The organism is Brevundimonas sp. GW821-FHT12C05 (assembly GCF_058807475.1).
The window spans coordinates 197889-223675 of sequence record NZ_JBXAQS010000001.1 but is presented as its reverse complement, the minus strand read 5'-3'; the positions used below and the strand labels follow the sequence as shown (position 1 = coordinate 223675).

Below are 25787 nucleotides of genomic sequence, written 5' to 3'. Positions count from 1 at the left end.
TTGCCGCATGCGCTTCAAGTCGCCCCTCGAACGCGGAACCCTGATCCGCCGCTACAAGCGCTTCCTCGCCGACGTCGCGCTGACCGACGGGTCGGAGACCACCATCCACGTCCCCAACCCGGGCGCCATGCTGGGTCTGACCGAGCCGGGTCTGCCGGTGTGGATGTCCCGCTCGCCGGATCCGAAGCGCAAATTGGCCCTGACGCTGGAGATGGTCGACCTGCCCGGCGCGGGTCTCGTCGGCGTCAACACCATGAACCCCAACCGCATCGGCGAAGCGGCCATCGCCGACGATCTGATTCCCGAACTGGCCGGCTATCCCATCCTGCGGCGCGAGGTCCGCTACGATGAGAACAGCCGCATCGACATCCTGTTGCAGAGCGATGCCGACGCCCTGCAGCGCCCATCCGCCTGGGTCGAGATCAAGAACGTCCACTTCAGCCGCGCCGCCGGTCTCGCCGAATTTCCCGACTGCAAGACCGAACGCGCCGTCAAACACCTGAAGGCGCTGGAGCGGGTGGTCGACGTGGGCGGCCGGGCGGTCATGCTGTTCATCGTCCAGCGCATGGACTGTACGGCCTTCACCACCGCCGATGACATCGACAAGGCCTACGGACCCGCATTACGCGAGGCCGCCTCCCACGGGGTTGAGGTTTTATGCTACAGTTGCCACCTCACGCCTGAAGCGATCCGGCTGGATCGCGCCCTGCCATGGCGGCCCAACTCCTGACGAAGAGGTCGGGGATACAGGGGTCGCACCGAAAGACGACGCATGTACGAGACCCCCGAACTGGACGCCGACACCTTCGTCCGCACCCACGAGATCCGCGTCCACCAGGACGAGGAAGCCTGGGAGGGCATGCGCGCCGCCGGCAATCTGGTCGCCCGCGCCCTGGACATGATCACCCCGCATGTCGTGCCGGGCGTCACCACCGGCGAGATCGATGACCTGATCCGCGAGTTCACCCTCGACAACGGCGGTCTGCCCGCCTGCCTCGGCTACAAGGGCTACGAGAAGACCGTCTGCACCTCGATCAACCACGTCGTCTGCCACGGCATTCCGGGCGACAAGGTTCTGAAGGACGGCGACATCGTCAACATCGACCACACCGTCATCGTCGACGGCTGGCATGGCGATTCCAGCCGCATGTTCGCGGTCGGGACCATCAACGCCCGCGCGAAGAAGCTCATCGACGTCACCTATGACTCGTTGGAAGCCGGTCTGGCGGTGATCAAGCCCGGCGCCACCTTCGGCGACATCGGCTACGCTATCCAGCAGGTGGTCGAGGCCCAACGCATGTCCGTCGTTCGCGACTTCTGTGGTCACGGCATCGGCCGTCTGTTCCACGACAGCCCCAACGTCCTGCACTACGGCCGACGCGGCGAGGGCGCGACGCTGAAAAAGGGCATGTTCTTCACCGTCGAGCCGATGGTGAACCTGGGCAAGCCGCACGTGAAGGTCCTGTCCGACGGCTGGACCGCCGTGACCCGCGACAAGTCCCTGTCCGCCCAGTGCGAACATACCTGCGGCGTCACCGACGACGGCGTCGAACTGTTCAGCGCCAGCCCGACCGGTCTGTTCCGCCCGAAGTTCTGACGACGTCACGCGGGACGCCAAATCTGGCGAAGGTCTGAAAAGAACAGGGGCCGGAAGCGATCGCTTCCGGCCCCTTTCTCTTGGCTAGAACGGGGTCTCCAGCCGGACCCCGACCTGATGCTGGATCAGGTCGCTGCCGGCCTGGACCTGGTAGTCCAGGCCCAGCTTCAGCCCCTGGCGCTTCAGCAGCTCCAGCCCAGCGCCCAGCAGGATCCGATCCTGCCCGTAGGCGCGCGGCGCGACCTGATAGGTCTGGCCGCCGACCCAGTCCACATACGACAGACCCGCTTCGTCTGAGTTGTCGAAGTCGTGGCTGTACTCAAGCCGGAACCGCGACGTCAGACCGGCGTCCCGGATCTGCCAGCCCCGCTCGGCCCGCAGGCCCAAGCTGCCGGTGGTCGTCGTCAGGACCTGCTCATCGTAGGCCAGCGCGTACAGACCGCCCGTGGTCTCCGCATAGGCTTCGAGCACGGACCGGGACAGGGCGACACGGCCATATGGCGACACGCTCCAATCGCCGCGGTCCAGATCCCAGCCCCCGGTCACCGCACTGAACCACTGATCGCCGTCCCGCTGGCCGTCGGCGAGGTCGCCGGTAGCGCCGATGTAGCGGGTCGCTTCGTAGTCCAGCACGCCATAACCGATGATGCCGTCGAGGAAGCTGGTCGGCGACGGGCGAATGCCGCCGTACACAGCCGCGCTGAAGGCGTTCGACTCGCTGCGCGAACCGTCCTCGCCTATCCGGGTCACGTCCCGGCCGTAGCCGAGGCCGAGGCCGAGCCAGCTTTGTTCGCTGATCCGGTAGTCGATCCCGGCGGTCAGGCCGCTGGTCGTGAACTTCGCGCCTTCCTGGCCAGACCGTTCGTCATGGCGGCCGAAGTCGACCACCCCGGCCGCCCAGACTCCCAGCGGTCCGTTGGACGCCTGCCCGCTCTGCGACAGGCCCGACAACCCCAGGCTTCCCGGGGCCGCATTGGCCGCGATCTGCTCGGCTAGGCTGTCGCGCAGATCGTTCTCGGAGCGATCAAGGCGACGCACCGACGGGTCCAGACCATAGTCATAGTCTCGGCTCCCGCCGCTGAAGCCGAGCTGGAGGCTGGCTCCGCCCGAGGCGCCGCCGCGGCGAAGCGCGTCCATCCGACCGCCGATGTTGTCGATCTGGCTGGCGGCGAAACGACGGGCCGTTTCGCCTTGAGCCGCGATGAGGCCGGCGACTTCGGCATCGATCGTCGGATCCGGCCGGGCTTCAACGACGAAGGTCACCGTGCCCGGCGCCGAAACGCCAGTCGCATTGGTCAACGTGTAGGTGGCCGTGGCCGTTCCCGAGAAGCCGGGGGCCGAAGTGAAGGTCAAGGTATAAACCCCCGCCGCCGCCCTGTTGATGAGCGCCGAGCCGGCGCTCGACACACCCGAACCGATGACCGCCGAGCCTGCGTTCGACGGGCTCAGGCTGACCAGGGTCGCACCCGTGAACGGTCCGCCTTGCGCACCGGTGGTCAGGTCGACCACGACCGGTTCACCGGCCAGGACTTCCGCCCGCACCGGCGGCTGGACAACCACCGACGGGTGGACGGCCAGGGCGTACGGCGCGGAAACGATGAAGCCGTTCGCATCGGTCGACCGGATCGTGACGTTGTAGGCGCCCGCCGTGGTGGGAGCGCCCGACAGAACGCCTTCCACCGTCAGCGCAAGTCCGGCCGGCAGCGCGCCCGCCACGATGTCATAGGCATAGGGCGCGACACCGCCGGTGGTCGTGAAGGTCTGGCTGTAGGCCTCGCCCGTCCGGCCGTCGGGGACAGTCGTCGGAGTCAGGGTCAGCGCGGGCGCGCTGACTTCGATCGTGTAGCTGACCGCCGCGCTGCTGAACGGTCCGGCCGGACCGGGGCTGGCATCGGTCGCGCGGATTGCGAAGTTGAAGGTTCCCGCCTGGGTTGGCGCGCCGGACAACACCCCGGCGCCGGACAGAGTCAGACCGGGCGGCAGGCTTCCACTTGCGACGGTGAAGACATGCGGACCCGTCCCGCCGGCGGCGGTGAAGGTCCGGCTATAGGCGGTTCCGGCGATCGCCGCAGGCAGGGCGCCCGTGACGGGCGTCGTCACCGTGACGGTCGGCGCTGCGATCGTCAGCGTCGCGTGGGCGTCGGCCCGGTGGGTGAGCCTGTCCATCACACCGAAGTAGATGGTGTAGACCCCCGGGGTCGGATTGGCCCAGGACACGACGCCGGCGTCATTGATCCGCAGCCCTTCCGGATCGCTCGGCGCCGGAAGCTGAATGAAGGTGTAGGGCGCCAGGCCGCCCGTGGCGCTCAGTTGCACCGTATAGGGTACGCCTGCGTTCCCGGCCGGCCAGGTGGTCGGCGTCAGAACCATGGGCGGCGTGGTGATGCGCAGGGTGAAGTTCGCCGAGGTGGAGGCGCCCACGGTATCCGTCACCTGGACGGTCAGCGGGAAGGTCCCGACCTCAAGCGGGACGCCCGACAGGACGCCGGTCGCGCCGAGCGTGACGCCTCGCGGCAGGGGATCACTGGTCGCGAAGCGGTAACCGCCCACGCCGCCAGTCGCCGTGAAGGTCTGGCTATAGGCCTCGCCCGCCAGACCGTCCGGCAGGACCCGGGCCGTCAGAGTCAACTGCGGGATCGGAGCCGCCGCGACGGTCACATAATAGGTGAAGATCCCGCCATAGCCGTTGGTGTCGCGCACCCGGACCATTACGTCGAAGGAGCCCGCCTGGGTCGGCGTGCCTGACAACACGCCCGCGCTCGAGAGCGTCAGGCCTCCCGGCAGCGAAATCGCGTCCGTGAAGGTGTGCGGGGCCGTCCCGCCGCTGGCGGTCAGAGTGGCGCTGTAGGCCGTGCCGACCTCGCCGCCCGGCAGCATCGCAGGCCCCTGGACGATCGTCGGTTCAACCACTGAAAGGCCGTAGGACATCGTGCCGGAGAAGCCGTTGGCGTCCGTCGCCTGAATCGAGACGTTGAAGTTTCCAGTGGCGGTCGGCGTACCGGACAGAAGTCCGGCGCCGCTGAACGTGATCCCTGCGGGCAGGGGGCCCGAGAGGACGGAATAGGTGTACGGACCGGTCCCGCCGGTCGCCGAAACCGTCTGGCTGAACGCCTCATGGACCGTGACGGCCGGGAAGCTGGGCGGCGTCACGCGGATGATCGGCGCGCCTACCGTCAGGAAGTAGGGCATGAGTCCCGTCACGCCATTGGCGTCCGTGGCGGTGATGGTCAGGTTGAAGTTACCGGTCACGGTCGGCGTTCCCGAGAAGACGCCGTCGCTGCTGAAGACGATGCCGGCAGGCGGGGCGCCCGCCGTCACGCTGTAGGTATAGGGACCGGTCCCCCCGCTGGCGGACATCGACTGGGCATAGGCGACGTGGGCGACGCCCGCCGGCAGGGAAGACGGGGTCAGGGTCACCACGACCCGCGGCAGCACCGTCACCTGGATGATCCTGATGGCGCTCACGCCATTCGCATCCGTCACCCGGAAGGTCATCTGGTTCAAACCTTCGACCTGCGGCGTGCCGCTCAGGACGCCGCTGCTGCTCAGGCCGAAACCGAGCGGGAAGGCCGAAGTCTCCACGAAGGTGTAGGGCGCGGTTCCACCCAATGCGACGAGCGTCTGTGTGTAGCTCTGTCCCGCGATCGCGGACGGCAGGGTGGCGGGCGAAACCGTGATGACCTCCGGGTCAACCACGAAGGTGTAGGCGTGGTCGCCCCGGAAGCCTCGCCCATCGGTCGCCTGGACGGTGAAGTTGAAGGTTCCGACGCTGATCGGCGTGCCTTCGACCCCGCCGCTGGCGTTCAGCGTCAAGCCAGGCGGCAGGGCTCCCGACGTGACGGCGAAGGTGTAAACGCCGTTACCGCCAAAACCGTAGATCTGCTCCTGATACCAGCTCCCGACACGCCCGTTCGACAGCGACGGCGTCATGGTGATCACCGGCGTCTCGACCTCGATGTAGTAGACGTTCTCGCCGGTGAACCCGTGCGCGTCCGTGGCCCGGACGGTGAAGGAGGAAAGGCCCACGGTGTCGGGGGTTCCCGCCAGCAGCCCGCTTGGCGACAAGGTCAGGCCGTTGGGCAGGGCTCCGGCGACCACCGACATCGTATAGGGCGCCGCGCCGCCCGTGGCGGTGATCTGCTCGCTGAACGGCGCCCCCGGAACGGCGGCGCTCGTGAAGTAGCTCGGCGCGACCCGGATCAACGGCGCCTGGACCGAGATAGCGTACGAGCCGGTGCCGGTCAGACCATTGCTGTCGGTGATCCGGATCGTGAAGCTGTAGTTCCCCGGCGTCGTCGGCTGGCCCGAAAGGCTTCCCGACGGCGACAGGGTCAGACCGGGCGGCAAGGTCCCCGCGTCCAGGGTCACGGTGTAGGGAAGCGAGGTCTGTGCACTGTAGATGGCGCCGTATGGCTCGTAGGCGGTGGCCGAGGTGTTGTGCATCGCGCTGAGCAACAGGCTGTTGACCTCGATGCTGTAGGCGCGGGTCGTCGAAAAGCCGTCCGCGTCAACGGCGCGGATGGTGAAGTTATGAATGCCCGGCGTGTTGGAAACGCCGGTAATGCTGGAGAACGCCAGCGACAGTCCCGGCGGCAGGGCTCCGGCCACGATGGAATAGGTGTAGGGCGCGCGACCGCCGAAGGCGGAAAGGCTCTGGTTATAGGGCTGGCCGTTCACGGCTGGCAGGCTGTTCGGCGACAGGGTGATGGTAGGCGTACGCACCAGCACCCGGTAGGGCCTCGAGCCCGTGAAACCGTTCACGTCCGTCGCGCGGATTGTGAAGTTGTAGGTGCCGTCCACCGTCGCGGTCCCCGTCAGGGCGCCGGCCGGGCTCAGCGCCAGCCCATCCGGCAGCGCACCCGCCGAGACGGTGAAGGTGTAGGGCGCCGTTCGCCCCGACGCCGTGATCGTCTGATTATAGGGGACGCCGTTAAGAATGGACGGCAAGCCCGGGGGCGATATCGTGATGCCCTGCGCCTGGGCCTCAACCGGCATACACAACGCCGAAGCGATGACGACCACGAAAACGGCCGCAAACGACCACAGGCGCGCGAACGCCTTTACAACACCACCAACCAACACGGAGCCCCCACCGATACTTGAACTGACCGCGCATGCGAGCAGCACGGAAAACGAGCTTCGTATGAAGCCCGTTCTATTTTTGCGATATCTACTGCCAAGCTCTCCGGCAAGTTCATAAATCGCTAACACTATGGAGAGAATGGCCCGGCCCGCCGCCTGAGCATGACCTGAGGTTGAGCAAGACGACATCGTGGTGCACCTTTGGTCCGCACAGGATGCGCCATGCCCGACCCTTCCCGGCCCCCGTCCTCCAAGTCTGCGGCGCCTCATCACGCGGGTCATCGCGAACGGCTGCGCGACCGCGCCCGCGGCGCGGGCGTCCACAACCTGCCCGACTATGAGCTGCTGGAGCTGTTCCTGTTCCGCAGCCAGCCGCAGGGCGACGTCAAACCCGTCGCCAAGGCCCTGCTGGCGCGCTTCGGCTCATTGGCGGCCGTCCTCGCCGCCTCGATCGAGGACCTGATGACTGTCCGGGCGGAGGACTCCCGCGGCCGTGCGAAAGGCGTCGGCGCCGAGACCGCCCTGGACCTCGCCGCCCTGCACGAGGTCGCCCGCCGCGTCGCGAAGGAACAGGCCGGCAAGCGCACCGTCATCTCCTCATGGACCGCGCTTCTGTCCTACGTCCGGCTGTCGTTGCAGCACGAGCCGCGCGAGCAGTTCCGCGTCCTCTACCTGGACAACCGCAACCAGCTGATCCTCGACGAGGTCCAGAACCGCGGCACCGTCGATCACGCGCCCGTCTATCCGCGCGAGGTCGTGCGCCGGGCGCTGGAGCTGTCGGCCAAGTCGATGATCATCGTGCACAACCATCCCTCCGGCGATCCGACCCCGTCCCGCGCCGATATCGACATGACGCGTCAGGTGGTGGACGCTGCCCGCGCGCTCGAGATCTCGGTCCACGACCATCTCGTCGTCGGCCGCGACGGCGTGGCCAGTTTCAAGCAGCTGGGATTGATGTGACGGGGCAAATGCGGGACCTGTTCGGCGCATGACCACCACCCTGATCACCGACCGCCTGACCTTGTCCCCGGTGCAGACCGCCGACTTCCCGGACCTTGTGAAGCTGTGGAGCGATCCGGCCTTCGCCACCGCCATCTTTCCCGCCGCCCTGTCCTCCGAGGAGGTCTGGTTCCGTCTGCTGCGCGACATCGGCCACTGGGAAGTGCTGAACTACGGCAACTGGTCGATCCGCGAGACCGCCACCGGCGAGTATGTCGGCGGTGTCGGTGTTCTGGACTACCGACGCGTTCTGACGCCCGCCATCGATGCGCCAGAGCTGGGCTGGGGCATCGCCCCGCGCTTCCAGGGCCAGGGCCTGGCTTTCGAGGCCGTGTCGGCCGCACTGGCCTGGTGCGACGACGCGCTGAACGCCCCGCGCACCGTCTGCCTGATCTCACAGGACAACGCACCATCGCACGCCCTGGCGAAACGCCTCGGCTACACGCCCTACGCGGAGACCGTCTACAAGGGCGGACTCAATATCCTGCTTGAGCGGATCTCGGCTTGAGTTGCGCCGCTCAGCCCCACGGATCGTGGGGCTGGATCAAGGACAGGCCCGCATCCAGAGGACCGGACTCCAAGGGACCAGAGGGGGCCGTTGGCGAATCCAGCGGGCGGGGCGCCAGGTTCAGGAAGACGATCGACTCGATCTCCTCGATATAGGTCGAGCCATCCCGACCGGCGACGCTGTCGGTGATACGATATCCCGCCCCCTCCGCGACGACGGTATAATCCGCTTGCGCGCCGCGGACCCGGATCTCGTCGTAGCCGCTTCCGCCGAAGATCTGGTCGTTCCCGCCCAGGCCCACGAAGATGTCGTCGCCATGGCCTCCGCGCAGGACGTTGGAGCCGGCGTTGCCGACCAACAGGTCATTGAAACTCGACCCCGTCAGGTTCTCGAACTCGTAGAGCTCGTCCTGCGACCCGTCGCCGTCGGCGTAGGCGAAGCCTGCGGACAGGTCGACGTCGACGCCCGCCGCCGCGGTGCTGTAGTCCGCCGTATCGACGCCGGAGCCCCCGACCATCACGTCGTAGCCCGCGCCGCCGCTGATCACGTCGTTTCCGCCCGCCCCGAGCTCCTGATAGCTCGACCCCGTCCACAGGTGGTCGCCCCAGAGGAGATCGTCGCCGGCGCCGCCGCTGATCACGTCATTGCCGAAAAATCCGAATAGCTCGTTGTTGACCGAGCTGCCGATAATGGTGTCGTTCGACTGACCGCCGATGACGTCCTCAATACCGCTCAGGGTGTTGCTGTAGCCGTAAGCGTCCGTCGCCGAGCCCGTCGTAAGGTTGACGTAGACGCTGCCCGAGCCGCCCTCGTCGAAGCCGACGATATCCCGGCCGGCGCCGCCGTTCAGCGTGTCGCTGCCCGACCCCCCGATCAGGAAATCGTTGCCGTCGCCCCCGGAAAGGTCGTCGTGGTCGGCTCCCGCCTCCAGGTGGTCGTTCCCTATCCCGCCGTACAGATGGTCGACGCCGCTCCCGCCCACCAGGAGGTCGGCGCCATCGTCACCGTAGAGCCAGTCCTGGTCCTCATCACCGTACAGACGGTCGTCCCCGCCTCCACCGTGCATTTCGTCCTGACCGGTCCCTCCATAAAGGAAGTCGTTTCCACCCGTCGACGAGCTCATGGTGTCGCCCCAGAGGGTGTCGTTGCCTGACTGACCGTAGAGGGTATCGCTGCCGTCCGCGCCCCACAGGACGTCGTCGCCCTCCCTGCCCATGATGTAGTCGTTTCCGCCTTCGCCGAGGATCTGGTCGGCCGTCGCAGTGCCGTTGAGGGTGTCGTTGCCGGGCGTACCGATGATGAGAGGCATGTGTCACTCCTGGTTGTGCCATGAAAACCGCACGCAATGCGCACCATGACACAACCTCAGGATTATCCAATTGACGCAACCTGACGATGCAGCCCAGCTAGACTCCCAGCGCTGGGGCGACCGGCGGGGTTCGCGGCGTCGCTTCTGCATTGGACGTCGGCCTAAGGATGCCCATGTGTCGCCCTGTAGCTGGACATTAAGGTTTATCCGCCAGTCTCCCCGCTGAATCCGGAGTGCGTCCGCCCATGCCCATGTCCGTCGAAGATCTTCGCGGCCATCTGACCGAAGCCTTTCCCGACGCCGAGATCGCCATCGACGATCTGGCGGGCGACGGCGATCACTATCGCGCGCGGATCGCCTCTTCGGCCTTCGCGGGCATGCCCCGCGTGAAACAGCACCAACTCGTCTACGCCGCCCTGAAGGGCAAGATGGGCGGCGAACTGCACGCCCTGGCCCTCGAAACCTCGGTCCCGACGGAGGGCTGACCCCATGCGCTATCGTCCCTTCGGCAACCTCGGCCAGGCCGTCTCGGTGGTCACCCTCAGCCTGGGCGCCCGCGACATCGCCGATGGCCCCCAGGCTGGACGCGAGCTGATCTATTCGGCGCTGGAAGCCGGCATCAACAGCTATCGCCTGCAGTCCGCCGACCCCGTGCTGGCCGAGGTGCTGGGCGAGGCCTTGCGCCACGTCGACCGTAAGCTGGTGCAGGTGTCGCTGATGCTCGGCGCCGGCGACGGCCGTCGCGGCTCGGACCGCGATTTCTCCGCCGAGGGCATGACCAGCGCCATCGACCGCGCCCTGCACGCCTCGGGCCTGGGCTGGTTCGACCTGGCGGTGCTGGACGAACCGGACGACCACGAACTGCCCCAGTCCTCGCTGAACGCGCTGAAGGCCCTGCGCGCCACGCAGCGCGTCCGCCTGCTGGGCATCTCGGGCGAGAGCGAGGTGATGGACACCTATGTCTCGACCGGCGCCTTCGACGTGCTGTTCACACCCTTCCACGTGAACTCGCCCTGGCAGATCCGCTCGCGTCTTCGCGACGCCCGCGAACGCGACATGGCCATCTTCGTCTACGGCTACTTCCCCGACAGCCTCGACACCGCCAAGAAGGCTTCCACGGCGCACGAGGATGAGAAGAAGGGCTTCTTCGGCTTCGGCAAGTCGTCCCGACCAAAGGCCGATCCACTGGCCGGCGCCGGCACCTTCGCCTTCCTGCACCAGACCAACGCCTGGACCGCCGAAGCCATCTGCCTGGCCTATTCGCTGACCGATCCCTCGGTCGCCAGCATCCTGATCGAGGCCTCGGACATCGAGCGGCTCAACACCCTGGCGCTCGTTCCTGACCGCGACCTGCCCCCCGGTCTCGCCGCCCAGATCGAAATGGCCCGCGTCGCCGGCGCCAAGGCGGCCTGACAACGCCGCCCTTCTCCACTTGAAGAGAGCCCTGTACCGCGGGTTCCCGGGCCGTCGGCGCCCGCGCGCCCGTCCCGGCGTAACGCCGCACGCCCTTGACCCCTGCCTCATCGGTCCCTAGCTGACGCCCTTCACCGAAAGGCCTACCCAGTGACCGATCAAGCTGTCGCAGACCCCGTTCACACCTTCATCGCCGACACGCTCGCACAGCACGACGTGGTGCTGTTCATGAAGGGCACGCCGGATGCGCCGCGCTGTGGCTTCTCCTCGCTGGCGGTTCAGATTCTCGACCATATCGGCGCGCCGTTCGTTGGCGTCGATGTGCTGCAGGACGAGAACCTGCGCGAGGGCATCAAGGCCTTCACCGACTGGCCGACCATCCCGCAGCTCTATGTGAAGGGTGAATTCGTCGGCGGCTCGGACATCGTGCGCGAGATGTTCAACGCGGGCGAGCTCCAGGCCCTGATGACCGAGAAGGGCGTACCGCTGGGCCAGGAAGACTGATGGCCCGCGCCCAGCTGGAGCCGCGCGAGGACCGCGAGATCTTCGTCCTTCCGCTGGAGGTCCGTCCCGAGCACATCGACGAGAACGGCCACGTAAACAACGTGGTCTACGTCGGCTGGCTGCAGGACGCGGGCACGGCCCACTGGAACGCCAGCTTCGACGAGGCCACCCGCACCAAGTGGTCGTGGGTCGGCGTCCGGCATGAGATCGACTATTTCCGCCCCCTGATGCCCGACGCGACCGGCGTCAGGGCGCGCACTTGGGTCGGTGATCCGCAAGGACCACGCTTCGCCCGCTATGTCCGCATCGAGGACAGCGAAGGCCGGCTGTGCGCCCAGGGCGTTTCGGAATGGGTGCTGGTGGATTCCAAGACCATGCGCCCGCACCGCATTCCGGCGGACATGTTGCCCGCCTTCGCGAAGCGCTGACGCGCCTCAGCGCAACAATCCGGCCAGCACCTGTACATAGAGCCGGTTCGGCTGGCGCTCGCACTCGGTGATGAGACGCGGCCAGGCCGCTTCAACCCTTCCGCCGGCGCGTACGGCGTCAGCGCCGCCGGCGCCGCCGTTCATGGCGACCAGAGCGATCATCCCGACCGAGGCCGTATAGAGGATCGTGTCCTTGATGTTCTTTTCCGGCCACGTCGCCTCGAACCAGCGCGTCTGCCGGGTCAGGCTGCTGCACTTCATCTCAAGGAAGCCGTAAGGCTGGAACTCGACTTCAATCCGGTAACGGGTCGCGGTCGCCGGCGCCCGCAGGGTCGCGCCGTTGATCAGGGCGAGGGCTTCGGCGTCGAGGATGTCGGATCGCGAAGACTCCGCGACACGCGCCGCGCCCTTGGTCCCGTCCGGCTGCAGGTCGATCTCGACGATCACCGAGCCGGCGTGGCCGGCGGCCTGTCCCGCCTCGCTGTTGGTCTCCACCGGCCGCACGGTCAGGATGGGCAGAGGAGCCGGTGTCTCCGTCGCCGCTTCCACGGCAATGGGCTCGACCGGCGCCGTGGGCGCAGGATCCTGCGCGGCCAGCAACAGCATCAGAATGGAAATCACGACAGCCTCCCCCAAGAGCTGAAACCCGTATCGCCGACCGGCGACCGGGCTTCAACCCTCATGGGTTCAGAGCTTCGTCGGATTGATCAGCCGCGCCTGGGTGCCGGGTTCGATACCCAGCTCGGTCAGCGTCCAACTGACCTCCACACCGTCCGGAACCAGGGCTTTGCACAGGTCCTGGGCGTTGCGGCGCAGCGCGATGTCGGTCCAGCCGTCGCCGGCCGGAGTCAGGTCGACCGCGAAGTGAGACGCGTCGGTGCAGCCGTTCGACTCCACCCGCACGGTCAGGCGACCATCGGCGATCCGCGCCGAGCGGACGGCTTCCAGCGCGGGCGCGGACTGATCGCCGCTCCAGCTGACGATCACGTCCTTCTGGGCCGAGTCATCCGCATAGATGACGCAGCCCGAAAGCAGCGGCGCCGAAAGCGCCGCCGCGATCAGGACTCGGATCACTGACCGGCTTCCGCCGGGGCCTGGTGCACCACGCGGGTGGTCGGCTTGTCGGTGGCGACGATGATGCAGCCGCTCAGGACCGGAGCAGCGATGGCGAGAGCGAGAACGAGGGCGATACGGCGCATGTGGAAATCCCCTTCCAGATGATGAGAGCGCTTCTTTATGAAGCTTGCGGACAATGTGCCGTTCGTCGGGCTGAATAGCACGTGAACAATCGGCAAGGCGGCCGCTCACCCAAATCCGCCTCACGGCGGCGGACGATCAGGCCGTCGGTCTCAGCTGATAGGGGTTCTCGACCGTCACCCGCGAACCGGGCTTCAGCCCCAGCTCCTCGAACGACCAGCGCATCTCGACGCCCTCCGGCTGGATGTCGGCGCAGAGATCCTGCTTGATCCGGCGCAGGGTGATGACCGAGGCGTCCCCGGAGCGCCGCACCACGACGGTCAGGTCGTTCTTGCGAGTGCAGCCATTCGAACTGACCCAGAAGACAGCCTGGTCCCGAGCGACAGCGGCGGCATGGATGGGCTCGATCTGACCCTCGGCGGTACCGACCGCCTGGTCGGGCAGAAGGCTGCCCATCAGGGCGCACGCCGACATCAGCGGCGACAGCGACAGCACGGCGAACACGGCGGCCCGTTTCATTCCTGGATCTCCGTCGCGACATCGGCCGTCGTCAGCCCGCTGCGCCGCGCCTTCGTCAGGATCTCGATCATGCTGCCCAGGTTGCTGACGGGAACCACGACCCGCACGCGCGGCTCGAAACGGGCGTCGCCGGTCAGGCTCACGAAATCGATCCGCGCGGTGTCACCGACGATCCGGAGACTTCCGATCCCATCCGCAAAGACTTCAGCGGTCATCGCCGCGCCTCCGAACCGGCCGGAAGGCAGGGACCCACGGATAAGCAGCGACGCGAACGTCGGCCAAACTTCGACCTCATCCAAACCTCCCGCCTGAAATCCTGAACCCCCGGATTGTGCGCGTGTTCTCTGGCGAAGTGAACCGGCGTACGGGGTCGGAAAAGCAAAAGGGCCCCGGATTGCTCCGGGGCCCTTCAACTTTGATTGCGCTGACGCGCCGGACCTTACGACGAGTAGTATTCGACGACCAGGTTCGGCTCCATCTTCACCGGGTACGGCACGTCGGCCAGTTCCGGCACGCGGACGTAGCGGACCGAGAAGCCGCGATCACCGATTTCCAGGTAATCCGGGATGTCGCGTTCCGACGACTGCTGAGCTTCAAGCACCAGCGCCATGGCGCGGGACTTTTCCTTGACCTCGATGACCTGGCCCGGCTTCACGCGGTACGAACCGATATCGACCTTCTTGCCGTCGACGGTCACGTGGCCGTGGCTGACGAACTGGCGAGCGGCCCAGACGGTCGGGACGAACTTGGCGCGATAGACGATCGCGTCCAGGCGCGATTCCAGCAGGCCGATCAGGTTTTCCGAGCTGTTGCCCTTGCGGCGCGTGGCTTCGGTGTAGGTCGCGGCGAATTGCTTCTCGGTGATGTTGCCGTAGTAGCCCTTCAGCTTCTGCTTGGCCTTCAGCTGCAGACCGAAGTCAGAGACCTTGGACTTGCGGCGCTGACCGTGCTGGCCGGGGCCGTACGAACGCTTGTTCACCGGGGACTTGGAACGGCCCCACAGGTTTTCACCCATGACCCGATCGAGTTTGTACTTGGCGCTGTGGCGCTTGGACATGTGTCACTCTTCTTCAGCGATGCGGCCCGGTCTCTCCCCAACTGGAGAGACAATCCCAACGGCGGTCCACGCATCATCCGTCATAAATCCCGCGCCCGACCGGAGTCGGGTGCGCGAAGGCGGCGCTTATGCCCATGGACGATCCTTAAGTCAACGTCGTCGCCGACCCGTGCTACGGCGAAGTTGACCTTCAAGGAGCCCCGACATGACGTCCCGACTGCTTGCCGCCCTCGCCGCCGCCCTCGGCCTCTGCGCCGCCCCCGCCGTGGCCCAGACCGCCCATCGGCCCCCCGCCGGTCCCGAAATCGACGCCGCCGTCGCCCGCCTGATGCAGCAGACCGGCTCCCGGGGCGTCGCCGTGGCGGTCATCGACGGCGGTCAGGTCGCCCATGTGAAGGCCTATGGGCAGCGCAACGCCGCCGGCGATCCCCTGACATCCGACACCATCATGTACGGCGCCTCCCTGACCAAGGCGGTCTTCGCCTATTCGGTCATGCAGATGGTCGATGAGGGCCTGGTCGATCTCGACCGCCCGATCTCCGCCGCCCTGCCCGACCTGCCGTCGCTCTACGACGAGCGTCTCGCCGACCTCTATTCCGACTATCGCGGCCTGGCCGAGGACGCGCGCTGGCGCGCCATCACGCCGCGCCACAGCCTGACCCACAGCACCGGCTTCGCGAACTTCTACTGGCTGGAGCCGGACGAGAAGCTCCACATCCATTTCGATCCCGGTTCGCGCTTCGCCTATTCGGGCGAGGGCCTGACCCTGCTCCAGTTCATGATCGACCGCGGGCCGGGGCCGAACCTGGGCGACTGGACCCGCGACCGCACCTTCGCTCCGTTGGGCATGACTCGGACCAGTCTGATCTGGCGGCCCGACTTCGCGGCCAACATGGCCGACGGCTGGAAGATCGACGGATCGACCGAGCCGCATGACGAACGGTCCAAGGTCCGCGCCGCCGGGTCGATGGACACCACCATCACCGACATGTCCCGCTTCGCCGCCGCCCTGATCCGCGGCGAAGGCCTCAGCCCCGCCTCGCGCGCCGAACTGGCCCGGCCTCAGCTGCCGATCACCACCGCCAGCCAGTTCCCGACCCTCCAGGAGGAATTGCCGCCGGCGCAACGCCGCCCCGACCTTCAGTCCGGGCTGGGCGTGGTCACCTTCACCGGTCCGCAAGGGCCCGGCTTCTTCAAGGGCGGCCACAACGACACGACCGGCAACACCATGGTCTGTCTCGAGCGCGGCCTGCGCTGCGTGGTCATCCTGTCCAACGATGTCCGCTCCGAGCCCGGCTTCGCCGACCTGGTCCGCTTCATCCTGGGCGAGACCGGCGTGCCTTACGACTGGGAGTACGGACCGAACCGCTAGCCCGTCAGCACCGCTCGCGCCCGCTCTACTGAGCCGTTCTCGCCGTCCGGCGCGATGATTAAGGCATCGATCGCAGTGCCGCTCTGACTGTCCCGCTCGGGGCGACCCAGCAGATAGCCCTGAGCCTCGTTGCAGCCCTGTTCACGCAAGAACTGCAGCTGACCGCTGGTTTCCACGCCCTCGGCCAGAACCGGGATGTCGAGGCTCTCACCGAGGGCCAGCACGGCGCGGATGATCGCGCGCGATTGCGGGCTGGCGTCCACCTCCGACATGAAGGAGCGGTCCAGCTTGATCTTGTCGAACGGGAAGGCCCTGAGCGTCGACAACGACGAATAGCCGGTGCCGAAGTCGTCCATGGCGATCGACACGCCCAACATTTTCAGTTGGCGCAGGACGTGGGTGGTCCGGTTCAAATCCGAGATCATGGCCGTCTCGGTGATTTCCAACTCCAGCCGGCTGGGCGACAGGCCGGTCTCAACCAGGATCTGGTGGACCAGCCGCGGCAGATCGGTATGCGACAGCTGCACCGGCGACAGGTTCACCGCAATCTTGTGAGGCTCGGGCCAACCGGCCGCCTCGGCGCAGGCCCGACGCAGCACCCATTCGCCGATCTGCAGGATCAGCCCGGTCTCCTCGGCGATGGGAATGAACTCCGAAGGCGGAATGAAGCTCCCGTCCGGCTGCCGCCAGCGCAGCAGCGCCTCGAAGCCCGTCACCTTGCCGGTCTCCAGCGAAGCCTGGACCTGGTAGTGCAACTCGAAGCGGTCGGCATCCATCGCTTCGCGAAGCCCCTGGGTGATGCGCCGGCGCTCGCGCACCGCCTCGTCCATGGCCCCTTCATAGAAACAGATGTCGTCCGTCAGTGAAGACTTGGCCCGGTACATCGCCAGGTCGGCGTCATTGATCAGGATCGAGGCCTCTGCGGCGTCGCTCGGCCAGATCGCTATGCCGATGCTGGCGCCGCACTGCAGCTCGGCGTGCTCGGCCTCGACGGGCGTCACCAAGGCATTGCGAAGGCGCTCCGCGGCGTTGAACGCCTCCACCCGGTCTTCAATCGGCACGATGGCCACGAACTCGTCGCCGCCGAGTCGCGCCACGAACTCACCCTCTTGGGTCGCCTCTTTCATCTGGCCCGCCACGTGCACGAGCAGCTGGTCGCCGACGGCGTGACCGTAGAGGTCGTTGATCTCCTTGAACCGGTCCAGGTCGATGGCCAGGAGCGCGAACTGCTGTCCCGATTCGGCGACCACGATCTGCCGGTTCAGCTTCTCCAGGAAAGAGGCGCGGTTGGGCAGGCCGGTCAGGCTGTCGTTCCGGGCCAGGTGGGCGATGCGCCGCTCCTGGGCCAGTCGGGCGCGCAGATCGCGCACCGCGAAAACACGGAAATGACCTTCCTGGCCGTCATCGCGCCGCTCCTCGCGTACCGCGACCTCGACCGGGATCGCATGGCCGTCGCGCGCCTTCAGCTCGCTCTGCACCAGGATGCCGCCCTGCATCTCCTGAGCCTGGTCGATCCAGGCCGAGACCGCCGTGCCCTTCAAGGCCTCGGCCGGCACGCCGCAAAGATCGGCGAAGGCCGCGTTAGCGACCAGGATGCCGCCGTCGCTCTCGACCAGCATGCCGTCGACGCTGCCCTCGATGAGATGACTCAGGCGCTTCTGGGCCAGACGCCGGGTTTGGTTCTCCAGCGCCTGGCTGGCCATGGCGACGCTCAGGATCAGGAAGGCCACAGTCGCGACGCCGACGGCCATCAGGCCGCGGGCGGTCTCGCCGGTCGCCGCGCCCTCCAGCGGGGCCAGCGGTTGCACGACCAACGCGCCCATCGCCGTGAAGTGCAAAGCGACGATCGTCAGCACCATCAACCCCGGCGCGATCAGCGCCGCGCGCCCCTCCAGCCCGCGACGGACCTGGACGAAGGTCAGGACGCCGCCGACCGTCGCGGCGAGGACCGACGCGACGACGTAGGGAACAGACCAGGTGACGAAGGCGTCCGCGGTGAACGCGGCCATTCCGGTGTAGTGCATGGCGGTCACCGCCACGCCGAACAGCACACCGCCCAGCACGTCGGCGCCGCGCATCGGCAACGATCCCGCCATCAGCGCCGCCGCGCAGCCGATCATGGCGACCAGCAGCGACAGTCCGGTCAGGATGGGCTCATAGGTGGTCTCGGCGCCAGGCTGATAGGCCAGCATGGCCACGAAGTGGGTGCACCAGATCGTGGCGCCTCCCGCGATGGCCGCCATGAACCCCCAGGAGAACCTGGCCCCGCGGCCGCCTGTCCGCAGCTTCTCGTACAGGCGGATCGTAATGAACGCTCCCAGTACGCAGATCAGCGCCGCCAAACCGACCAGAAAGAGATTATGTTCGCCGACAAGGCAGGAAAGGATGCGCATCGCGACCTTCGGAAAGAAGAAAAGCGATCCTGCTTTAATTCACAGCGATAATATTCTGCCTAACCGTTACGATTAACCCGCGTTTACACAATAAACACTTACGAATAGAATATATCTACTCGATACAACTTATAAATGTATCGCGACGTGAATACTTACGTACAAATACCAGGTTCTTCCTGCTTTGATCGCTCTCTGAAGAAACGCAAGCAAAAGGCCGGGCCCCTGCAAGGGGACCCGGCCTTCCCGGCTTCTGGATTAATCAGGCCGTGGCGGCGGCGTAGAGGTCGTTGACCTTGTTCCAGTTCACCACCGACCAGAAGGCCTTCAGGTAGTCGACCCGACGGTTCTGGTATTTCAGATAATAGGCGTGTTCCCACACGTCGGCGGCCAGAAGGACCGCGCCCTTCTCGTCGGCCAGATCCATCAAGGGGTTGTCCTGGTTCGGGGTCGAGGTGACCTTCAGCTTGCCGTCCTGAAGGATCAGCCAGGCCCAGCCCGAGCCGAACTGGCCGGCGCCGGCGGCGTCGAAGTCCGCCTTGAACTTGTCCAGCCCGCCCAGCTCGGCGTCGATCTTGGCGGCCAGCTCAGCCGACGGCTCGCCGGTCTCGCCCTGCGGGGCCAGCAGTTCCCAGAACAGGCTGTGGTTCCAGTGCCCGCCGCCGTTGTTGCGGACGGCCTTGGGCAGTTTCGACATCGTCGCGAACAGCTCCTCCAGCGACTTGCCCTGCAGAGCCGGGTCGGCGTCGACGGCCTTGTTCAGGTTGTCGACATAGGTCTGGTGATGCTTGTCGTGATGGAAGGTCATCGTCTCCTTGTCGATCGCCGGCTCCAGGGCGTCATAGGCATACGGGAGGGGCGGAAGGGTGAAGGCCATGGGGAGGCTCCTTTCGACAGGTTGAGTTCTGGTCCGCATGTAGGCGGCCCGGGGCCGTGACCCAAGGCGCGGCGGTGGAAATCTTCGGCGGCGGAGCGCTTGCGCCCGTGGAACGGCTGCAACATCCTGCCCCCGATGACGGCTGGGTGGAGACGAAGATGAACAGGATCGTTCCAGGGGCCGCCGTCGGTCTGTGCGTGCTCCTCGCGGGTTGCGCGGGGCTCGAGGATCCGGCCAACGCCCGGTCGACCTGTCACACCAGCACGGGCGAGTATGTGAACGTGCCGACCGGCTGTTCGATCAGCTGGTCTTCATCGCGGACCACCTCGACGACGACCACAACCACCACCACGAGTCCCGCCCCGGCCAAACCGGCCGAGGAAGGCGACGACGAGGACTAACCGGCCGTCGGCAGATTGGCCTTCAGGCAGTCGCGCACGGCGCGGCGGTGGTCCCCCAACGCCGCCATATAGTCGACACCCGCGGCTTCGAACGCCACCTTGGTCGCCGCGTCCAGGCCCTGCGGCAGGGCCGCGATCACGCGCTTCTGGCCCTTGTCGTGCAGGCAGAAGCCCACCTCGGTGCAGAGGGCCGCGAACATGTCGTCATAGGAAGCGTCGGTCATCTCAGGCCCTCAAGGCGGCTCAGCCAGTGCAGCAGGTTCAACGCGAACTGCTGATCATCGTGGCCGGGGGTCTGTAGACCGAAAACCATGTCCTCGCGCCCGGAATCGGCGGGAAACTTCACTACCTGCGCCGTCAGCATCCCGGCTTCGCCCAGCACCACCACCCGACCGCGCCCGTGTTCGAAGGCCAGACCCTGCGCCGGCAGGGCCGGTCGCGCCAGTTCGGCCAGAACCGCGTCCCGGGTCGAGGAGTCGCCCTCCACCCGGTTGTTGATCTGCCCCAGCACCTGAACGTTCGCCGCCTCATGGTCGTCCGGCCGCAGGGCCATCAGCACCGTCGATCCCGGCGGCCCGGACAGCGACTGGCCCGTGAAGCTGCGCACCCGGCTGACCGCCTCCGACGCGTCGCGCCCGCGCAGGATCGGATGGTCGCCCAGCGTCCCGTCTTCGGATGAGAAGTTCATTTGCGAGGTGATCTGACCATCCTCGAAGCGGAAGGCGTAGCCCTTGCCCATGCCGACGCCCAGCGCCCGGCCCAGGGTCTCGTTGGCGCTGCCATAGGGCGCATGGTCCGCCGCCAGCAGCAGGGAGCCGCCCGCGCGCACCCATGCGTCAAGCGCCGCGATCTCAGTCGGGGTGAAGGCGTCAGGACTGCCGTCGGCGGCGGGGCGCACGGCGTTGGAGATCACCAACACGTCCACGCCGTCCAGCGCGCCCGGCTGGTCCAGCTTCTGCTCGCCCGCCCGGATGCGATAGCCGTCCGCCCGCACCAGCGCCGCGAAGCCGGCATAGCGCCCGCCGATGGTCTGCACGCTGCCGTGCGCCGCATCCAGCTGGATCAAGGGTCCCTCGCCCGCATAGGCGGGACGCGTCACCACCGGATGGAAGGACGGATCGCCCATCTGCTCCTGCGCCAGAGCGGGCCCGGCCAGCGCCAGGACGGACAGGATCAGTACAGGCCACTTCATCGGCGTCGCTCCGGTTCGCCCGGAGCCTACGCCTTCAGTCGCGCCGCATGGAAGGCCACGTGGTCGGCGATGAAGCTGGCCATGAAGAAGTAGGAGTGGTCGTAGCCGGGCTGCATGCGCACCGTGACCGTCTGCCCACTCGCCTTGCCCGCCGCGAGCAACAGTTCCGGCTTCAACTGCTCGGCCAGGAAGCCGTCCGCGTCGCCCTGGTCGACCAGGATGTCGTCATAGACGCCGCGCGCCGCGCCGCTCTCGATCAGCCGGGATGCGTCGTGTTCAGCCCATTCCGCCCGGTCCGCGCCCAGATAGGCGGTGAAGGCCTTCTCGCCCCAGGGACAGCGGGTCGGCGAACTGATCGGCGCGAAGGCCGAGACCGACCGGAACAGCGCCGGATGACGCAACGCCAGCGTCAGCGCCCCATGCCCGCCCATGGAGTGCCCGGAGATCGAGCGTGTCCTGGTCGTCGGGAAGTTCGCGTCGATCAGCTCGATCAGCTCGCCGATGATGTAGCTTTCCATGCGGAAATGCGGGGCCCACGGCGCCTGGGTCGCATCGACATAGAAGCCCGCGCCCTGCCCCAGGTCATAGGCCGGGTCGTCGGCCACGCCCTCGCCGCGCGGGCTGGTGTCGGGCGCGACGATGATCACCCCGTGCGCGGCGGCGGCGGCGTAGGCCCCGGCCTTGGTGGTGAAATTGTCCTCGGTGCAGGTCAGGCCGGACAGCCAGATCAGCACCGGGAACGGGCCCTCGCCGGGCGGGGTGAAGACCGACAGCGTCATCGGCGTGCCGGTCGTGACGCTGTCATGCTTCAGATAACGCAGCACGCCGCCGTGGACGGCGTGGGTCTTGGTGGTTTCCACGCGTTCGTTCACCCCGGCCGGTGCATGGCGCAGATCTTGTTGCCCGACGGATCGCGCAGATAGGCCAGGATCATCGGGCCGAACGGGCCGATGCGCTCGCCGGGCGGGTCCTCGATCGCACGGCCGCCGGCGGCGACCCCGGCGTCGTGGAAGGCCTGGACCATCTCGGGCGTCTTGGCGTGGAAACCGATGGTGCCGCCGTTGGCGTGGCAGGCCGGGTCCCCATCGATGGGCTTGCCGATCGCGAAGGCGCCGCGCGCCGAACGCCACCAGTAGCGGCCCTTGGGATCCGGCCCGGCCGCGGGCTCCAGACCCAGGGCGCCGAGCGCGGCGTCATAGAATTTGCGCGACGCCTCGATGTCGTTCGCGCCGACTGTCATGTGGGTGAACATGGCTTTCCCTCCCCGCTTTGCTGATGGTTAGTCTTTTTAGAGAACTGATCTCGACACGCAAGCCGATCTGGCGAGATCTCAGCCGCCGCCCGGATCGCTCGGATCGGGGAAGTAGAGCTGGTTGCCGTCCGGATCAGTCACGATCAGGGAGCGGTAGCCCCACCAGCCCCGGGAAAACTCCACGCCGCGGGCCGCGAGGGCTTCAGGCAGCGCCGCCCAGTCTTCATCGGTGAGCTCAATGAACAGCATTCCCGTCCCGACCTTGTCGGGCCATTGCTTGCTGAAGATGATCTCGCACTCATCCCGCTGCACCTGGGCGACGATGGACGGTCCACCGGGCGTCGACGGCGCGGGCAGCGACGGCGCGTCGTCCTGGCCGAACTTCCACGCCTCGGCGAAACCGAGCCGGCCATAGAACTCCAGCGCCACGTCGACGTCCGTCACGAACAGGACCGGCCGGGTGTACCATTTCGCCATCGTCAGGGCCTCCGCCCTAGAAGACCACCACGCTGCGGATGCTTTCGCCGGCGTGCATCAAGTCGAAGGCCTCGTTGATGCGTTCCAGCGGCAGGGTGTGGGTGATCATGGGATCGATCTCGATCTTGCCGTCCATGTACCAGTCGACGATCTTGGGCGTATCGGTGCGGCCGCGCGCGCCGCCGAAGGCCGAGCCGCGCCACACCCGGCCGGTGACCAGCTGGAACGGGCGGGTGGCGATCTCCTTGCCGGCCTCGGCCACGCCGATGACGATGCTCTCACCCCAGCCGCGATGGCAGGCCTCCAGCGCCTGACGCATGACGACCGTGTTGCCGGTGCAGTCGAAGGTGTAGTCCGCGCCGCCGCCGGTCATCTCGACCAGATGGGCGACCACGTCCGACACGTTCTTCGGGTTCACGAAATGGGTCATGCCGAAACGGCGGCCCCACTCCTCCTTGGTGTCATTGATGTCCACGCCGATGATCATGTCGGCGCCGACCATCTTCAGCCCCTGGATGACGTTCAGGCCGATGCCGCCCAGGCCGAAGACCACGGCGTTGGCGCCCGGCTCGACCTTGGCCGTGTTGACCACCGCGCCGACGCCCGTCGTCACGCCGCAGCCGACGTAGCAAGCCTTGTCGAACGGCGCGTCCTTGCGGATCTTGGCCAGCGCGATCTCGGGCAGCACGGTGTAGTTCGAGAAGGTCGAGCAACCCATGTAGTGGGCGATGGCTTGGCCCTTGTAGCTGAAGCGGCTGGAGCCGTCGGGCATCAGCCCCTTGCCCTGGGTGCCCCGGATGGCGGTGCACAGGTTGGTCTTGCGGCTCAGGCAGCTTTTACACTGGCGGCATTCCGGGGTGTACAGCGGGATCACATGGTCGCCGACGGCCAGCGAGGTCACGCCCGGCCCGACCTCAACCACCACGCCGGCGCCCTCGTGGCCCAGGATCGAGGGGAAGATGCCCTCGGAGTCGAGACCGTCCAGCGTATAGGCGTCGGTGTGGCAGATGCCCGTGGCCTTGATCTCGACCAGCACCTCTCCGGCGCGCGGCCCTTCCAGATCGACCTCGACGATCTCCAGCGGACGTTTGGCCTCAAAGGCGACGGCGGCGCGGGTTTTCATGGGTCGGGCTCCTTGGATTTTCGCCTGTGTGTCACGAGCCGCGTCGGAAAGGCCAGCCCGCGGCCGCGCCAAAAATGCGCTCAAAAAAAATTGAGTGCACATAAGTGCACATTTGGAACGTCTGCCTGACACCAGCACCGCGACCTCAACCAACCTACCGGGTAGGCGCGTAAAAATCGGTCGTATGAGTCATCGCATATCTCCCCCTCCCTCAAGGGGGTGGGCTTTGAGGGAGGGGGGAGAAGGGCTCTAATAGCCGCATGACCCACCGCAACCTCGTCATCCTGACCGGCGCCGGCATCTCGGCGGAGAGTGGGGTTCCCACCTTCCGGGCCGACGATGGCCTGTGGATGGGGCATCGCATCGAGGACGTGGCGACGCCCGAGGCCTTCGCCCGCGACCCCGCCCTGGTGCAGGACTTCTATAACAAGCGCCGCCGCCAACTGGCGGAGGTCGAGCCCAACCTGGCCCACCACGCGCTCGCCGAACTGGCCGCGCGATGGGAGGGCGATTTCCTGCTGGTGACTCAGAACGTCGATGACCTGCATGACCGCGCCCATGTGGCCCAGCCGCCCGGCCCCGGCTTCGAGCTGATCCACATGCACGGCGAACTGCTGAAGGCGCAATGCACCGCTACCGGTCGGGTGCAGGATTGCCATGGCGACCTGGACCCGCGCCACGACAGCCCCTTCAGCAGCGAAGGCTGGTTGCGCCCGCATATCGTCTGGTTCGGCGAGATGCCCCTGCGCATGGAGCGGATCGAGGCGGCCATCGCCGAGGCCGATCTGTTTGTCTCCATCGGCACCTCGGGCGCGGTCTATCCGGCCGCCGGCTTCGTCCAGCTGGCCGGCATGGCCGGGGCGAGAACCGTCGAGATCAATCTCGACCCCACCCCCGGCGCCCGCCAGTTCGACGACGGCCTCTACGGCCCGGCGACAGAGACCGTGCCCGCCTTCGTCGATCGCCTTCTCGCGAAGGCCTAGCCCAGCCAGCCCATGTGCTCGGCCAGGATCGAGGCGCCGATCACGATCAACGCCACCCCGCCCAGGAACTCGGCCACCTTGCCCATGCGCGCGCCCACGGCCTTGCCGATCAGCATGCCGATGGTCGTCGCGACGAAGGTGGTGCAGCCGATCGACAGGGCGATGATCCAGATGTTGGCGCCGATGAAGGCCAGGCCCACGCCCACGGCGGCCGCATCGATCGAGGTGCCGATGGCCGTGGCGACCAGGGCCAGCACGCCGTTGCGCGCCGCCCGCGCCCCGCCGTCCTCCTCGTCGACCGGCTGGAAGGCTTCCCACAGCATCTTGGCCCCGACCGCGCCCAACAGGCCGAAGGCGATCCAGTGATCCACCTGCTCCACGAAGCCGGCGGCGATCAGGCCCAGCGCCCAGCCGATCAGGGGCGTGATCGCCTCGATGACGCCGAAGACCAGGCCATTGCGGACGGCCGTGGCGAAGGGAGGACGGTGAGCCGCGCCACGCCCCACGGCGGCGGCGAAGGCGTCCGTCGACATGCTGAGCGACAGCACCGCGATGGAAAGAGGGGTCATGAAAACGAATCCGCCGGGCGCACGAGACAGCGCGTTCGCGAACCCTGCCGGTGACGGCTCGCGAAGCACGCTGGTCTCGCCAGGCGGACACTTGGTCCACTGATCGCACCACGAGTCCGGAGACTGCGAGTGTGTTGACGCGATCCCGGCTGAACGTCGCCGGCGGCTACTCCCCAACGAGGCGGCTCCTACAGGAGTCGATTTGCCGGATCAACCGGGCCTATCCGCGCGGCGCGAACAGGATGATCCCCGCCCCGGCTAGGCAGACAACGCCGCCGATCAGGTCCCAGCGGTCCGGAGGGCTTTTCTCGACCAGCGCCATCCAGATCAGCGAGGCGCAGATATAGACGCCGCCATAGGCGGCGAACGCCCGCCCCGCCGCCGCCGTCGGGATCAGGGTCAGCAGCCAGGCGAAGGCGATCAGACAGGCCACGCCCGGAACCAGCCACAGCGGCGAGCGGTCCAGCTTCAACCAGGCCCAGAAGGCGAAACAGCCCGCGATCTCCGCCAGCGCCGCCAGCGGATAGATCCACAT

The 25787-nt window shown here is 67.0% G+C and carries 29 protein-coding genes; 11 read left to right on the top strand and 18 right to left on the bottom strand.

All coding sequences use genetic code 11. The features are described 5' to 3' along the window. Positions 1 to 7 precede the first annotated feature (7 nt). Entirely contained in the window at positions 8 to 730 is a 723-nt protein-coding gene (sfsA, locus tag AC1RRF_RS01000) for a DNA/RNA nuclease SfsA (protein WP_492831971.1), read from the top strand. A gap of 42 nt (positions 731 to 772) precedes the next feature. Next, positions 773 to 1597 carry a type I methionyl aminopeptidase gene (map, locus tag AC1RRF_RS00995; RefSeq protein ID WP_492831969.1) on the top strand — a complete coding sequence of 275 codons (825 nt, stop codon included), beginning with the start codon at positions 773 to 775 and terminating at the stop codon, positions 1595 to 1597. An 84-nt stretch (positions 1598 to 1681) separates the two neighbouring features. Here the strand turns inward: map and AC1RRF_RS00990 are convergent, their stop codons facing one another. Further along, positions 1682 to 6592 carry a putative Ig domain-containing protein gene (locus AC1RRF_RS00990; RefSeq protein WP_492831967.1) on the bottom strand — a complete coding sequence of 1637 codons (4911 nt, stop codon included), beginning with the start codon at positions 6590 to 6592 and terminating at the stop codon, positions 1682 to 1684. A gap of 309 nt (positions 6593 to 6901) precedes the next feature. Here AC1RRF_RS00990 and radC point away from each other — a divergent pair, with 309 nt between their 5' ends. Together radC and AC1RRF_RS00980 are read left to right on the top strand one after the other, a co-directional pair. After that, entirely contained in the window at positions 6902 to 7639 is a 738-nt protein-coding gene (radC, locus tag AC1RRF_RS00985) for a RadC family protein (RefSeq protein WP_492831965.1), read from the top strand. Positions 7640 to 7667: 28 nt separating this feature from the next. After that, a complete protein-coding gene (locus AC1RRF_RS00980) occupies positions 7668 to 8186 on the top strand; it encodes a GNAT family N-acetyltransferase (protein WP_492831963.1) in 519 nt (172 codons plus the stop codon). Positions 8187 to 8196: 10 nt separating this feature from the next. Here the strand turns inward: AC1RRF_RS00980 and AC1RRF_RS00975 are convergent, their stop codons facing one another. After that, positions 8197 to 9495 (bottom strand): calcium-binding protein, encoded by a 1299-nt coding sequence (locus tag AC1RRF_RS00975; protein WP_492831961.1) that lies wholly within the window; start codon positions 9493 to 9495, stop codon positions 8197 to 8199. Between the two features lie 245 nt (positions 9496 to 9740). Between AC1RRF_RS00975 and AC1RRF_RS00970 the strand changes: the two genes are divergently transcribed. From AC1RRF_RS00970 to AC1RRF_RS00955, 4 genes are all read left to right on the top strand, one after another. After that, on the top strand, positions 9741 to 9980 hold the full coding sequence (locus AC1RRF_RS00970) for a BolA family protein (protein ID WP_492831959.1): 240 nt from the start codon (positions 9741 to 9743) through the stop codon (positions 9978 to 9980). A 4-nt stretch (positions 9981 to 9984) separates the two neighbouring features. After that, the gene (locus AC1RRF_RS00965; protein WP_492831957.1) at positions 9985 to 10908 is read left to right on the top strand and encodes an aldo/keto reductase; all 924 of its coding nucleotides are present in this window, start codon (positions 9985 to 9987) and stop codon (positions 10906 to 10908) included. A 150-nt stretch (positions 10909 to 11058) separates the two neighbouring features. Continuing rightward, positions 11059 to 11412 carry a Grx4 family monothiol glutaredoxin gene (gene grxD, locus AC1RRF_RS00960; RefSeq protein WP_492831955.1) on the top strand — a complete coding sequence of 118 codons (354 nt, stop codon included), beginning with the start codon at positions 11059 to 11061 and terminating at the stop codon, positions 11410 to 11412. After that, complete coding sequence (locus tag AC1RRF_RS00955; RefSeq protein WP_492831953.1) at positions 11412 to 11840, top strand: acyl-CoA thioesterase; 429 nt, start codon at positions 11412 to 11414, stop codon at positions 11838 to 11840. Before grxD ends, AC1RRF_RS00955 begins: the two co-directional genes overlap by 1 nt. A gap of 6 nt (positions 11841 to 11846) precedes the next feature. Here AC1RRF_RS00955 and AC1RRF_RS00950 read toward each other — a convergent pair whose 3' ends face one another. The 6 genes from AC1RRF_RS00950 to rpsD all read right to left on the bottom strand — a co-directional run bounded on the left by AC1RRF_RS00950 (position 11847) and on the right by rpsD (position 14613). After that, complete coding sequence (locus tag AC1RRF_RS00950) at positions 11847 to 12461, bottom strand: energy transducer TonB family protein (RefSeq protein WP_492831952.1); 615 nt, start codon at positions 12459 to 12461, stop codon at positions 11847 to 11849. Positions 12462 to 12527: 66 nt separating this feature from the next. Continuing rightward, the gene (locus AC1RRF_RS00945) at positions 12528 to 12914 is read right to left on the bottom strand and encodes a hypothetical protein (protein ID WP_492831950.1); all 387 of its coding nucleotides are present in this window, start codon (positions 12912 to 12914) and stop codon (positions 12528 to 12530) included. After that, complete coding sequence (locus tag AC1RRF_RS00940) at positions 12911 to 13039, bottom strand: hypothetical protein (RefSeq protein WP_291832670.1); 129 nt, start codon at positions 13037 to 13039, stop codon at positions 12911 to 12913. The genes AC1RRF_RS00945 and AC1RRF_RS00940 overlap by 4 nt, the downstream gene beginning before the upstream one ends. A gap of 136 nt (positions 13040 to 13175) precedes the next feature. Then, entirely contained in the window at positions 13176 to 13556 is a 381-nt protein-coding gene (locus AC1RRF_RS00935; protein WP_492831948.1) for a hypothetical protein, read from the bottom strand. Then, a complete protein-coding gene (locus tag AC1RRF_RS00930; RefSeq protein WP_492831946.1) occupies positions 13553 to 13771 on the bottom strand; it encodes a hypothetical protein in 219 nt (72 codons plus the stop codon). The genes AC1RRF_RS00935 and AC1RRF_RS00930 overlap by 4 nt, the downstream gene beginning before the upstream one ends. 224 nt (positions 13772 to 13995) lie before the next feature. Further along, entirely contained in the window at positions 13996 to 14613 is a 618-nt protein-coding gene (gene rpsD, locus AC1RRF_RS00925) for a 30S ribosomal protein S4 (protein WP_492831944.1), read from the bottom strand. A gap of 205 nt (positions 14614 to 14818) precedes the next feature. On the opposite strand from rpsD, the gene AC1RRF_RS00920 reads away from it, so the two are divergent. Further along, positions 14819 to 15985 carry a serine hydrolase domain-containing protein gene (locus AC1RRF_RS00920; RefSeq protein ID WP_492831943.1) on the top strand — a complete coding sequence of 389 codons (1167 nt, stop codon included), beginning with the start codon at positions 14819 to 14821 and terminating at the stop codon, positions 15983 to 15985. Here the strand turns inward: AC1RRF_RS00920 and AC1RRF_RS00915 are convergent. Continuing rightward, positions 15982 to 18378, bottom strand: a complete 2397-nt coding sequence (locus tag AC1RRF_RS00915) for a bifunctional diguanylate cyclase/phosphodiesterase (protein WP_492831941.1) — start codon at positions 18376 to 18378, stop codon at positions 15982 to 15984. The genes AC1RRF_RS00920 and AC1RRF_RS00915 overlap by 4 nt on opposite strands. Positions 18379 to 18640: 262 nt before the next feature. Further along, positions 18641 to 19255, bottom strand: a complete 615-nt coding sequence (locus tag AC1RRF_RS00910; RefSeq protein ID WP_492831939.1) for a superoxide dismutase — start codon at positions 19253 to 19255, stop codon at positions 18641 to 18643. A 158-nt stretch (positions 19256 to 19413) separates the two neighbouring features. Here AC1RRF_RS00910 and AC1RRF_RS00905 point away from each other — a divergent pair, with 158 nt between their 5' ends. Further along, positions 19414 to 19656 carry a hypothetical protein gene (locus AC1RRF_RS00905; RefSeq protein ID WP_492831937.1) on the top strand — a complete coding sequence of 81 codons (243 nt, stop codon included), beginning with the start codon at positions 19414 to 19416 and terminating at the stop codon, positions 19654 to 19656. Here AC1RRF_RS00905 and AC1RRF_RS00900 read toward each other — a convergent pair. From AC1RRF_RS00900 to AC1RRF_RS00875, 6 genes are all read right to left on the bottom strand, one after another. Continuing rightward, entirely contained in the window at positions 19653 to 19880 is a 228-nt protein-coding gene (locus tag AC1RRF_RS00900; protein ID WP_492831935.1) for a hypothetical protein, read from the bottom strand. The genes AC1RRF_RS00905 and AC1RRF_RS00900 overlap by 4 nt on opposite strands. Next, positions 19877 to 20848, bottom strand: coding sequence for a motility-associated ABC transporter substrate-binding family protein (locus AC1RRF_RS00895; RefSeq protein ID WP_492831933.1), 972 nt, complete (start codon positions 20846 to 20848; stop codon positions 19877 to 19879). The genes AC1RRF_RS00900 and AC1RRF_RS00895 overlap by 4 nt, the downstream gene beginning before the upstream one ends. Before the next feature lie 26 nt (positions 20849 to 20874). Next, complete coding sequence (gene fghA, locus AC1RRF_RS00890) at positions 20875 to 21708, bottom strand: S-formylglutathione hydrolase (RefSeq protein WP_492831931.1); 834 nt, start codon at positions 21706 to 21708, stop codon at positions 20875 to 20877. Positions 21709 to 21716: 8 nt separating this feature from the next. Continuing rightward, entirely contained in the window at positions 21717 to 22100 is a 384-nt protein-coding gene (locus AC1RRF_RS00885; protein WP_291838376.1) for a VOC family protein, read from the bottom strand. Positions 22101 to 22178: 78 nt separating this feature from the next. Continuing rightward, complete coding sequence (locus AC1RRF_RS00880; RefSeq protein ID WP_492831929.1) at positions 22179 to 22577, bottom strand: VOC family protein; 399 nt, start codon at positions 22575 to 22577, stop codon at positions 22179 to 22181. Between the two features lie 16 nt (positions 22578 to 22593). Then, positions 22594 to 23700 (bottom strand): S-(hydroxymethyl)glutathione dehydrogenase/class III alcohol dehydrogenase, encoded by a 1107-nt coding sequence (locus tag AC1RRF_RS00875; protein WP_492831927.1) that lies wholly within the window; start codon positions 23698 to 23700, stop codon positions 22594 to 22596. Positions 23701 to 23960: 260 nt separating this feature from the next. On the opposite strand from AC1RRF_RS00875, the gene AC1RRF_RS00870 reads away from it, so the two are divergent. Then, on the top strand, positions 23961 to 24683 hold the full coding sequence (locus AC1RRF_RS00870; protein WP_492831925.1) for an NAD-dependent deacylase: 723 nt from the start codon (positions 23961 to 23963) through the stop codon (positions 24681 to 24683). Here the strand turns inward: AC1RRF_RS00870 and AC1RRF_RS00865 are convergent. Together AC1RRF_RS00865 and AC1RRF_RS00860 are read right to left on the bottom strand one after the other, a co-directional pair. Further along, the gene (locus AC1RRF_RS00865; RefSeq protein ID WP_492831923.1) at positions 24680 to 25252 is read right to left on the bottom strand and encodes a manganese efflux pump MntP; all 573 of its coding nucleotides are present in this window, start codon (positions 25250 to 25252) and stop codon (positions 24680 to 24682) included. The two genes, AC1RRF_RS00870 and AC1RRF_RS00865, sit on opposite strands and share 4 nt — an antisense overlap. A 220-nt stretch (positions 25253 to 25472) precedes the next feature. Next, a complete protein-coding gene (locus AC1RRF_RS00860; RefSeq protein WP_492831921.1) occupies positions 25473 to 25787 on the bottom strand; it encodes a YnfA family protein in 315 nt (104 codons plus the stop codon).

What these genes read in the sequence shown, in the direction of transcription:
- AC1RRF_RS00955 (WP_492831953.1), top strand. Translation starts at nt 11,412, where the DNA reads ATGGCCCGCGCCCAGCTGGAGCCGCGCGAGGACCGCGAGATCTTCGTC.
- sfsA (WP_492831971.1), top strand. Translation starts at nt 8, where the DNA reads ATGCGCTTCAAGTCGCCCCTCGAACGCGGAACCCTGATCCGCCGCTAC.
- AC1RRF_RS00990 (WP_492831967.1), bottom strand. Translation starts at nt 6,592, where the DNA reads ATGCCGGTTGAGGCCCAGGCGCAGGGCATCACGATATCGCCCCCGGGC.
- rpsD (WP_492831944.1), bottom strand. Translation starts at nt 14,613, where the DNA reads ATGTCCAAGCGCCACAGCGCCAAGTACAAACTCGATCGGGTCATGGGT.
- AC1RRF_RS00940 (WP_291832670.1), bottom strand. Translation starts at nt 13,039, where the DNA reads ATGCGCCGTATCGCCCTCGTTCTCGCTCTCGCCATCGCTGCTCCGGTC.
- AC1RRF_RS00980 (WP_492831963.1), top strand. Translation starts at nt 7,668, where the DNA reads ATGACCACCACCCTGATCACCGACCGCCTGACCTTGTCCCCGGTGCAG.
- AC1RRF_RS00930 (WP_492831946.1), bottom strand. Translation starts at nt 13,771, where the DNA reads ATGACCGCTGAAGTCTTTGCGGATGGGATCGGAAGTCTCCGGATCGTC.
- AC1RRF_RS00880 (WP_492831929.1), bottom strand. Translation starts at nt 22,577, where the DNA reads ATGGCGAAATGGTACACCCGGCCGGTCCTGTTCGTGACGGACGTCGAC.
- AC1RRF_RS00920 (WP_492831943.1), top strand. Translation starts at nt 14,819, where the DNA reads ATGACGTCCCGACTGCTTGCCGCCCTCGCCGCCGCCCTCGGCCTCTGC.
- AC1RRF_RS00900 (WP_492831935.1), bottom strand. Translation starts at nt 19,880, where the DNA reads ATGACCGACGCTTCCTATGACGACATGTTCGCGGCCCTCTGCACCGAG.
- AC1RRF_RS00905 (WP_492831937.1), top strand. Translation starts at nt 19,414, where the DNA reads ATGAACAGGATCGTTCCAGGGGCCGCCGTCGGTCTGTGCGTGCTCCTC.
- AC1RRF_RS00935 (WP_492831948.1), bottom strand. Translation starts at nt 13,556, where the DNA reads ATGAAACGGGCCGCCGTGTTCGCCGTGCTGTCGCTGTCGCCGCTGATG.
- AC1RRF_RS00915 (WP_492831941.1), bottom strand. Translation starts at nt 18,378, where the DNA reads ATGCGCATCCTTTCCTGCCTTGTCGGCGAACATAATCTCTTTCTGGTC.
- map (WP_492831969.1), top strand. Translation starts at nt 773, where the DNA reads ATGTACGAGACCCCCGAACTGGACGCCGACACCTTCGTCCGCACCCAC.
- AC1RRF_RS00860 (WP_492831921.1), bottom strand. Translation starts at nt 25,787, where the DNA reads ATGTGGATCTATCCGCTGGCGGCGCTGGCGGAGATCGCGGGCTGTTTC.
- AC1RRF_RS00885 (WP_291838376.1), bottom strand. Translation starts at nt 22,100, where the DNA reads ATGTTCACCCACATGACAGTCGGCGCGAACGACATCGAGGCGTCGCGC.
- AC1RRF_RS00970 (WP_492831959.1), top strand. Translation starts at nt 9,741, where the DNA reads ATGCCCATGTCCGTCGAAGATCTTCGCGGCCATCTGACCGAAGCCTTT.
- AC1RRF_RS00910 (WP_492831939.1), bottom strand. Translation starts at nt 19,255, where the DNA reads ATGGCCTTCACCCTTCCGCCCCTCCCGTATGCCTATGACGCCCTGGAG.
- AC1RRF_RS00875 (WP_492831927.1), bottom strand. Translation starts at nt 23,700, where the DNA reads ATGAAAACCCGCGCCGCCGTCGCCTTTGAGGCCAAACGTCCGCTGGAG.
- AC1RRF_RS00965 (WP_492831957.1), top strand. Translation starts at nt 9,985, where the DNA reads ATGCGCTATCGTCCCTTCGGCAACCTCGGCCAGGCCGTCTCGGTGGTC.
- AC1RRF_RS00975 (WP_492831961.1), bottom strand. Translation starts at nt 9,495, where the DNA reads ATGCCTCTCATCATCGGTACGCCCGGCAACGACACCCTCAACGGCACT.
- radC (WP_492831965.1), top strand. Translation starts at nt 6,902, where the DNA reads ATGCCCGACCCTTCCCGGCCCCCGTCCTCCAAGTCTGCGGCGCCTCAT.
- AC1RRF_RS00870 (WP_492831925.1), top strand. Translation starts at nt 23,961, where the DNA reads ATGACCCACCGCAACCTCGTCATCCTGACCGGCGCCGGCATCTCGGCG.
- AC1RRF_RS00895 (WP_492831933.1), bottom strand. Translation starts at nt 20,848, where the DNA reads ATGAAGTGGCCTGTACTGATCCTGTCCGTCCTGGCGCTGGCCGGGCCC.
- AC1RRF_RS00865 (WP_492831923.1), bottom strand. Translation starts at nt 25,252, where the DNA reads ATGACCCCTCTTTCCATCGCGGTGCTGTCGCTCAGCATGTCGACGGAC.